We start from the raw sequence: 9,906 nt of genomic DNA, 5'->3' as shown, positions 1-9,906 counted from the left end.
GTCCCAACTTACGAGAAGGGAGTCAAAGGAAAATACCAACTGGTGGTGAAAAAGAGCAGCTGGGACTCACTCAAGCGAAAGCTCAAGCAGATTACCAAGAAAACCAAACCGTACAGTTTTGAGGATCGGCTTCGCAAACTCAGGGAGGTCTGGATGGGTTGGGTGAACAACTACCGGTTGGCAAGTATTCACGCCAAACTCAAACAGGTCGACGAGTGGCTGAGGAACCGACTTCGCTACTGTATCTGGCATGACTGGAAGAAACCCGAGCGGAAACGTAAGAACCTGATCAGATTGGGAGTGGATCAAGACCATGCATATGCGTGGAGTCGTACCCGAAAAGGTGGATGGGCTGTAGCCCAAAGCCCGATTCTGATCACGACTATCACATTGTCACGCCTAAGACGAAAGGGTTACGAATCTATGCTTTCCTATTACCTCAAATCGCAACCTACAATCCAGTGAACCGCCAAGTACGAGACCCGTACGCTTGGTGGTGTGAGAGGCGCACCTCGTCAGAGAAATCTGGCGAGGCCGTCTACTCGATTAGGCAATCGTGCTTCTTTTCGTCCGCTTGTTTGACGGTCGTTTTGGTCGTGTGTTGGGGCAGACATGTTCTTTTGCAAGCTTTGGTCTGTGCGTTGGCTTGTGCGGCTTGCAAATGTGCATGGCTGCGAAGGGTTGGCTGATATGTTTATTGTCTTTGTCATATAGCCACTCTTTTGTCATACAAATAAGTTTGAAAACCGATAAACGTGTTTCTGATTGTTGCAATGTCGCCAAGTTCTTTTTTAGCGTCTGCAATGGCGTGATATTTCAATACAAGCAAGTCGCCAATTTTAGTGTCGTCCAATTCGTCAACGCCTTGTTTTACATACTGGCTCAAAACGAAGTTTAAAAACTCCTGCTGTTTTGGGTCGTAGTTGTCCAAGTGAATTTTTGCTCTGTCTGCTCTGTCTGTCCGTTCCAATATGTCTGAATGGAAAGCGATGTAAGCCAAAACATCATACAGGTCGCTGTTTTCAGCGTTCAGTATTTTTTGAAACTCTGTCAACTGTTGTTTGGCAAAACCTTTTTCTGAAAGTTCTTCCAGTAGTTTCTTTCTTGTGTCGGGTTTACTCCAAATGGTTCTTAATTCATCTTCACTTTTGAAGAGTTCGGGCAATGCTCCAAATAAGGAACGCAAAAATTCTTCTGCTGAAATTGGTCTGCCGTCTGGACTCCAAAATGAAGTGCTAATCATGTGCTGAAACTGGCGAACTTTTCCGTCTGCCAATTTCACTTTTACCATTCGTCTTGGTGGATTGTCGCAACGACAATAAGAGTAACCACAAACAGGACAAGGTTCAGGCGGTGGCTCTTGTGCACAAATGCAAGGTCTATGCCCGCAAACATCACAAGGTTGTGGCTGTGGTCTTGGTTCGGGTGTTTCAGGTTCTTCGGGTTCTCCATCCCATTCAGGGTCGCTGAAATGGTGGTGTGCTTTTACAAAATCGTAAATCGTGAAATAATCTTTGCCATCAAATAAACGTGTTCCACGGCCAATGATTTGTTTAAACTCAATCATAGAGTTTACAGGGCGAATCAAAACAATGTTTCTTACTTCGGGAGCATCAACACCAGTGCTTAACTTCTGTGAAGTTGTCAGAATGGTAGGAATGCTTTTCTCGTTGTCTTGAAAATCTCTTAAATGCTGTTCGCCTAATTTTCCGTCATGTGCAGTAACTCGATGGCAATAGTTCGGATTTTTAGATTCTGCATATTGATTGATTAAATCACGAATTGCTAAAGCATGTAATTGCGTGGCACAGAAAACCAACGTCTTTTCACTTTGATTTATCAGGCTCATAAAAATCTTAACCCGATATTCTTCACGTTCTTTAATCTCAATAATGCGGTTCATTTCCGCTTCGGTGTAGCGTTTGCCTTCTTCAATTTCTCCTTCTAAAACAGTGTCGTCCGAAGTGAATAAATACTCGTCAATGGTGGTGTCAATTTGTTTGACTTTGAAAGGTGTTAAGAAACCGTCATTGATTCCTTCTTTCAGCGAATACACATAAACTGGCTCACCAAAGTAATTGTATGTGTCTGCGTTGATGGTTCGTTTTGGTGTAGCTGTCAAACCTAACTGAACGGCTGGACTGAAATACTCCATAATGGCTCGCCAACTGCTTTCGTCATTGGCTCCTCCACGGTGACACTCGTCTATAATGATGAAATCAAAAAAGTCTTTTGGGTATTCTCCAAAGTAGGGCGTATCATTTGGCCCACTCATAAAGGTTTGGAAAATGGTAAAAAACACACTTCCGTTTTTCGGCACTCTGCCTTTTTTCTTGATGTCGCTTGGATTGATACGAACCAAAGCATCTTCTTCAAAAACTGAAAAAGCGTTGAATGCTTGGTCTGCCAAAATATTTCTGTCGGCTAAGAATAAAATTCTTGGGCTTCGTTGTCCGTCTTTGTTGATGTTCCATTTTGCTTGAAACAGTTTCCATGCAATTTGAAAAGCAATTGCCGTTTTTCCTGTTCCTGTGGCAAGGGTTAACAAAATGCGTTGCTGGTCGTTGGCAACGGCTTCTAAAACTTTGGTAATAGCGTTTTCCTGATAATAGCGAGGTTGCCATGTTCCGCCACGGTCTTCAAACGGAACGGAAAGTAATTTGTCTCGCCAAACGGCTGTAAGTGGTTGGAGTTTGTTTTGTTCTCCAAAAGTCATTTCCCACAATTCATCAGGAGTAGGATAGGATGTTACATCACCTTCCTGTCCTTCGTGCATGTCTATGTGGTAAATCTGTAAACCGTTGGTGCTGTATGTAAAACGAACTTGCAATTTTCCAGCATAGTCTTTGGCTTGTCCTACGCCTTCGGTATAATATTTATCTCTTGCTTTGGCTTCAATTACAGCAAGGTTTCTGTTTTTGTATTGCAATACATAATCTGCCTTGTCGGGCTTGCTACGCTGTCCATGCCCGATTAAACGACCTTTGTTGATTGGAAACTCCATGCGAATGCGACTGCCTTCCACAACACCCCAACCTGCTGCTTTTAATGCAGGGTCAATAAATTCTGCTCTTGTTTCGGTTTCGTTCATTTCATCACTTTTGTCAAATAGCCATCAAATAAAAAAGCATTGATAATCAATGATTTAAAAGGGTTTGATACCCCTGCTATCAAATAACCATCAAATAAGATTTTAAGCCCAAAATGGTATGTAGCTGGCATATTTTCTTGATTTACTTTCAGGGTCATCTTCTTTAATAACTTTATCTTCTAACGCATCTCGAATTATTCGGGAAGCAATAGCAGCATTTTGGTCTTCAATCTTAAATCGTTCTCTTAAACTTTGATTAGTCATCTTTTCGTTTGATACATATTTCAAACAAGCATGCTGATAGCAAGCCCTGATTTTTTCTTTTTTGTCTAAATCATTCAGGGTTTTATAGCAATACATGGTAACACGGGTTCTATTTTCTGAAACCACTACGTTTATAGCAGGGAGCTGATACAACTCGTTATAAAAAATCACTTTGTCCAAACCACTGCCCTTTTCTTCGCAAAAACCCATTCTTCGCATAAGGTCTGCTAATTTTTCATTGCGTGATAAGTAAGCATCAATAAATCGGTCGGGTGTAACCAAAGGTGTTCCGGGATTTGATATTTCAATTCTGTCTGTAAAAATCTCTACCATTGGAAAACCTTTTTCGGTTAAATCCTGATGAATTAGTGCATTGGCAACCAACTCTCTGATAGCTATTTCGGGATACATACGGGTTTCTTTTCTCAATGCCTTGCCTATTTCTTCATTGGCAGGTAATTGGCTATTTATCCAGTCAACCAGTCCTTCAAATCCTAAAGCATACCCTTTGGCTCCTATTTGTTCTCGTTCGGTTTCAACTTTGTTTTTTCCTTTGTAAACGATAACACGAACGGATTTTCGTTCTACACTTTCAAAATCTTTCAACTGCTTGGCAAAGAGCAATGCACCTAATTTTGTTATGGCGTAGCCATTGTTTTTCACTACCAAACCTTCATCCATAAACTTATCAATCACGCCTTGTTGATTGGACGGATAAGGCAATTTCAATAAATCAAAGTAGGTTTCGGTGCTTAAATACTTGGTAATGTCTGATGCACTCAAATTGTCTTTGGCGATTTCTTTTTCAAAAGGCAGGGTGTCCTTCTTCCAGATTTTAGCTTGTTTCTGCGGAAACTCATTCAATTTTCTGGTGATGCTGCTGACTCGTATGTATGCCTGATGCAGAAATTCAACGGGCTGATTTTTGGTAGCAGGAATTACATAAATAGAAATATGGCGGGTGGCATCATAATCAAACTCATATACTGAAAAATCAATTCTCGGATTTAATCGGGTAAGCAGCCAGTGTTCTAAATCTTCATTTCCTTTTTTAGCTGCTTTGGCTTTGAAGGTAGTTCCTTTGATAATTTGCGTTTTGTCTTCTACTCCAAAAACTAAATACCCAAACGGCTGATTATGAATACAAGCCCCATTGGATAAAGCCGAAATACGTTCGCCAATTTCTTCTGCTGAATGAAAATTGAGTTTAAACTCCACCCATTCACTTTCGTGCGGCTGTTTTACCAGTTCGTTGAGTAATTCTATGAGTTGTTGTTCGTTCATGCAATCATTTTTTTATAATGTTCTTCGTAACCTGCAACTTTAAAAAGTTCTGCAAAAGCATCTTTAAAGTCTTGGTAGTTGAACTCTTTAAAATCAAAAATATTCTGTCCTAATGAATGTGATTCCCTATTGATGTATCTATAAAATGCCTGAAAGCGAATTTCCTGCATAGTAGGTTGATTGAAGAAATTATTCAGGTCTTTGTTCTCTATGAAGTTGAAGAAATACTCAATGATATTTCTCATGCAATTGGCTATTAATGCAGGATGTTGATTTGGGTCTTTAATCACATACCAATAAGCCTGATAGTCATTCTTAATTGATTCATAAGTAAGTTTTTCAAAGTAGCTGCCTTCATCATTTTTAATTAGCCTGAAAAGCTTTTGAGTTTCTTTTCTTTCATCATGCTTGGTTTCGGTTATTTCATAGAAAAAGTAAAGACTGTGTGTTAATACAAAGACTTGCTCATACTTGTAATTCCAAGTAGTAACACCATTCTTCTTTTCTTTTTTACCGAAAAACTCATTCTTAATCAATCTACCAACATTAAAAACATAAACATGTGAAAGACTGGAAATAGGGTCGTCAATTACAATTATTTTCTTCTTTGCAGCTTCTGTTGCATCTTTCTTTCCCCTGCATAGTTCCAAGAAATACAAAAAACTAATAATCATTTTTTCTCCTTCACTTAGTGAAAGAAAAACTCTATTGTCATTTTGCTCACGAACAATTTTGTAAAGATTATCAGCGTGTTGTTTTATTTTGAAATCGTGAATACCAAGGTCTAAAAGACCGCTGTTAATGTTGGCAATTGCTTCTTCAATATTTACTGTCTGCTTTTGCTGTTCTACAATTATTTCTCTTTGTTTTTGAATGTCTGATTCCAGTTTTCCAATTGCCTGTTTGAATCCAGCAATATTTTTTTGTGATTGAGCTTTATCGGAAATGTAAGAACTAATTGTTTGGTCATATTCCCAACGCATAATATTCCAAAAGTCAATTTTTAGGTCGTTTAAAGCTGTTTCCTTTTGGTCAATTTTTTTGTTGTGTTCTTTTACCTGCTTATTGATGTTGTCAATTACTACATTTATTTCAGTCAATGCAGTAACAGAACTTTTCAAAGTGATTTGAACGCTTGGCGTTTTTATTTTATCATCAATCAGCTTTAAGTTTTCTGTTACAACTTTGGCAAATGCGTTGTATTTGATTTCAAAGTCCTTTTTGTAGTTTTCAAACTTTGGATTGCTTTCAAAAATTGACTTTTCAGGAATTAACTGAATAGCTTCTACGTATTGTTTGCGAAATTCTTTTAAAGCTGTTAGGTCAGCTTCATACGATTCGTCAAAATATTCTTTGATGCTTTGAAGCAATTGACTTGAAATTGTTTGTTCCTGACAGAAAGGACAGGTTTCATTTTCAGTTTCAATTTGTGTTGGTAAGTATTTTAATCCGTCTTTTACCCAATCCGAATTTTCAAGTTTATTGATTAAGCCCGAAACCGTGCTATTTTCATTACCAACAATCTGTTTCTTAAATATTTTTTCAGTTTCGATTTCAGCAACACCAAAAGCAATTGGTTCGAGTGTATTATACTTTTGGGCATTCTCGCCTGATAAAGCCTGAACTTCTTCCTTAATATTGTCAGATGTTTTTGTTGGTTTGCTATCGGGCTTCTTCAAACTTTCAATGTAGCTCAATAACTTGTTGCCATCATTTCTATAGCCTTCAAGACAAAATTCAAATACTCTGTCGCCACCTGTATAGTTCTTTTTAATTTCCCAAACCTTATCTTTTGCTTTATCGTGTTTTGCAGATATGGCTTCGGTTTCTTTTTTTAAGTCCGCATTTTTCTGAAATTTTTCTGCATCAAGTCTTTTGATTTCTTTTTCTGCATTTAAAATCTTTGTTTCTGCATCCTTGTTCTTTTTTGACAAAGTGAAAATACCCTTTAATGCTTCGGGCTGATAAAAGTTATCTTGAATGAATGTTTGATTATAAACCAAAATTTCTTCATCAGGATTAATCCCTTCAATAGAACATGCTTTGAAAATTGGGTCAGTTTGTTTGTATAGAAAATCAGAAAATGTGCTTTTGCCAGTTCCATTTAAGCCATATACAAGATTCACCTTCATGTCTGTTTCCAAAACAGCAGGTTTCTTGTAACTGGCAACGCCATTCAATGTAACTTTGGTAATCATTATTCCGCTTCTATTAATTCGTTTTCAAAAGCTCGCTTGAATACTCCAGCCTTCAATTCTTCACAAAAAGCTAGTTTTCTTTCATATCGATTGTAAAGTTTATTCGATTCTATTTGAAGTTGTTTGAGCTTTTGTATTATTGATTCTTGTTCGGAGAAATCTTTTGGGTATGAAATATAAATGCCTTTGAGATTTTTAAGAATTATCCTTCTGATAGCTACACCTGTTTTTAATCCAATTGCTTTTTGTAAAAAGAAAGGACTTTTGAGAATGTATTTTAAAAGTTCAGGCTTTATTAAGTCAGTTTTTGGTCTAATAATCGCCAGTGAAGATAGAACAACGAACTCTTTTTCAAAGTCAACCAAAGAAACCTTACCAACTGTGCCATCTTTTGAAAAAAGCAAATCTCCTTCATTTGGTTTGCAACCATTTTTCAATAAAGTTTCATAATCGTCTTTGTTGATAAATTTGCAATTTTCAAAGTCAATAAAATCATTATTTATGTCTCTAACAGTAATATAAGGATATTCACCTGTAGAAGATGTTTTTGGGGAAAAATGGCTGCCGTCCGTTATTTCAAGACAAACTTCAATTAATGGATTTGAAATCCAATTTTCTTTATTTTCTTTAAATAATTCGTCTAGTTCCCTCAAGAAAAGCTCTTCCGAGTTCTTCAAATTTCGTAAGATATTGTCGCTTATCTTTTCAATGTATATTGATACTTTATCCAATTCTTGAACCATTCTTTTCTGCTCTTCCATAGAAGGTTTAATCAATGGACAAGCAAGTATATCGTCTTTCCGTAAGTTGGTTTGGTTTTCACCGTTGTTGAAAGCCAAAAAGTGTTCGTGTCGGTTGAGTTGGTAATACAAATACTTAGTGTCAAACTCTTTGCTTCGAATGCAGCAAATACGCTGGTTCAAAGAATAGGTGTCGTCTTTGTCAATGATAAAACACTTGGCTAAGGCTTTGCCGTTGGGCACATCACTCATTACCATTACAATGTCGCCTTTGTATAAAGGAAACATTTGTTCGTTGGTGCGTTTAAACGATTTGCCTTCGGATGAAATAAATTTAGAATTGACTACAATGTATTTTCCACTTTCGTCAATGCTCTTTTCATGGGCTTTCCCATTGAAAAACTCACACGATTTTCCTAAAGTGGTTAGTTCAACTTGGCTCATGAAAACATCTCTTTTATTCCATTCAAAATTTCGCTTGTTTCTTCGTCTAATGCTTCCATCTCTGCCAATATCTCATCCATAGAACGGAATGTTTGCTCTACTTTTCCATTCGGATTTTTTACACTCAAATCGTAATTGCTAGTGTTGATGTTTGAAATATCAACTGTCCATGAGTTGTCAGAATCAGCAAAGGTTTTTTGCAATTGCTTAAATTCTTTCAAGTCATCATCATTCAAAGGAGAAGTTTTACCTAAACTTCTGCCCGGCACACATTGGTAATACCAAATCTTTTTGGTCGGTTCACCTTTGGTAAAAATCAACACAACGGTTTTTACACCTGCACCCAAGAACGTTCCTGCTGGCATATCCAAAATGGTGTGCAGATTGCAACTCTCTAACAAATGTTTTCGCAACGAAACCGAAGCATTGTCGGCATTGCTTAAAAAAGTGTTTTTGATTACAATACCTGCTCGTCCGCCTGCTTTTAAACTTTTGATAAAATGCTGTAAGAATAAAGAAGCCGTTTCGCCTGTTTTGATGTCGAAGTTTTGTTGCACTTCTTTTCTTTCCTTTCCACCAAATGGTGGATTGGCAAGAATTACGTTGTAACGGTCTTTTTCCTGAATGTCTCTGATATTCTCTGTCAGCGTATTGGTGTGAATGATGTTTGGTGCTTCAATGCCGTGCAAAATCATGTTCATTACACCAATGATGTAAGCCAAGTTCTTTTTCTCTTTTCCGTAAAGTGTGTTTTCTTGAAGTGTTTTTAGATTGGTGGTTGATTTCTCCATGCGGTCATACATGTAAGCGTATGCTTCGCACAAGAAGCCTGCACTTCCGCAAGCTGCGTCATATATCTTTTCGCCAACTTGTGGATTCAGCACTTCAATAATGGCACGAATCAAAGGTCGTGGTGTGTAATACTGTCCGCCATTGCGACCAGCATTGCCCATGTTTTTGATTTTAGTTTCATACAAGTGACTTAGTTCGTGCTTGTCTTTAGAACTGCCGAAAGGTAGTTCATCAGTCATTTCAATAATCTCACGAAGATTGTAGCCACTTTTTATTTTGTTATTGAGTTCACTGAAAATCTCACCGATTTTGTATTCAATAGATTTCGGGTTGTCAATTGATTTTGCTTTGAAACCTGCTAAATAGGGGAAGAGTTTATAATCCACAAACTGAACCAAGTCGGGTCCAGTCATGGCTTTGTGGTGGTCAAGTTTTCCGTCTGATGTTTTAGGCATTGCCCAATTAGGCCAGCGGAATTGCTCGTCTAAAATGTATTTATATTCTTTTCCTTCCAAAGCGGCTTCATCCGCTTTTTCACTTTCCAATTGGTCAAGGTAACGCAAGAACAAAACCCAAGAAGTTTGTTCAATGTAGTCCAGTTCGCTGTCAGCACCTGCGTCCTTGTAAAGTATGTCGTCTATGTTTTTAAAAGTCTGTTCAAACATCTGTTTATTTTATTTCTGTCTTTTGTTTTTAATTCGGTTTCTGTCGTGCGTTGGCAAAATTCAAGCTCTTTTGGTTTTTTGTTTGGGCTTTGCGTGTCGGCAAAAACCAAATGTGCTTGAATGTGCGTTGGCTCTTTTAGCATGTTGCCTAACGTTTTGCGGCTTGGCGTAGTGGCGGATTTTTAGCACAAAAGTTCAATCGAAGAACTACACTTGAACCTACCACAAAACTGTCATACGAAGCACTGCACCCGCCATTACGCCAAACCGCTGTGTGTGCCCGGCATGGGCATCTGGTATCGAAGATACCATAATATTCCAGAGGGTGCAAGTCCCTTACGTGCGGGGGTAACGCCCCGAAGCGTTAGCAAGCCGCAAGGTGGTTTGCCGTGAGGCATGCACTGAAGGAAGCGAGACTGCAAACCCCG

General features: G+C 38.2%; 6 protein-coding genes. 1 reads left to right on the top strand and 5 read right to left on the bottom strand.

Annotated features, from left to right (window positions below; genetic code table 11):
• Positions 1–465 (top strand): group II intron maturase-specific domain-containing protein (locus IAQ59_RS21305; RefSeq protein ID WP_280868308.1); only part of this gene is annotated, 465 nt, incomplete at its 5' end.
• Positions 466–706: 241 nt separating this feature from the next.
• Here the strand turns inward: IAQ59_RS21305 and hsdR are convergent.
• From hsdR to IAQ59_RS21280, 5 genes are all read right to left on the bottom strand, one after another.
• Complete coding sequence (hsdR, locus tag IAQ59_RS21300; protein ID WP_209332881.1) at positions 707–3,091, bottom strand: EcoAI/FtnUII family type I restriction enzme subunit R; 2,385 nt, start codon at positions 3,089–3,091, stop codon at positions 707–709.
• A gap of 102 nt (positions 3,092–3,193) precedes the next feature.
• Positions 3,194–4,639, bottom strand: coding sequence for an ATP-binding protein (locus IAQ59_RS21295; protein ID WP_209332880.1), 1,446 nt, complete (start codon positions 4,637–4,639; stop codon positions 3,194–3,196).
• Complete coding sequence (locus IAQ59_RS21290) at positions 4,636–6,837, bottom strand: AAA family ATPase (RefSeq protein ID WP_209332879.1); 2,202 nt, start codon at positions 6,835–6,837, stop codon at positions 4,636–4,638. Before IAQ59_RS21290 ends, IAQ59_RS21295 begins: the two co-directional genes overlap by 4 nt.
• Positions 6,837–8,021, bottom strand: a complete 1,185-nt coding sequence (locus tag IAQ59_RS21285; RefSeq protein ID WP_209332878.1) for a restriction endonuclease subunit S — start codon at positions 8,019–8,021, stop codon at positions 6,837–6,839. Before IAQ59_RS21285 ends, IAQ59_RS21290 begins: the two co-directional genes overlap by 1 nt.
• Positions 8,018–9,478, bottom strand: coding sequence for a class I SAM-dependent DNA methyltransferase (locus tag IAQ59_RS21280; protein WP_209332877.1), 1,461 nt, complete (start codon positions 9,476–9,478; stop codon positions 8,018–8,020). The genes IAQ59_RS21285 and IAQ59_RS21280 overlap by 4 nt, the downstream gene beginning before the upstream one ends.
• Positions 9,479–9,906: the final 428 nt, after the last annotated feature.

It is taken from the genome of Lunatimonas salinarum (assembly GCF_017811155.1).
GTDB classification, from domain to species: domain Bacteria; phylum Bacteroidota; class Bacteroidia; order Cytophagales; family Cyclobacteriaceae; genus Lunatimonas; species Lunatimonas salinarum.
Note: the sequence above shows the minus strand (reverse complement) of the source record. Positions and strands in the feature narration are given on the sequence as shown.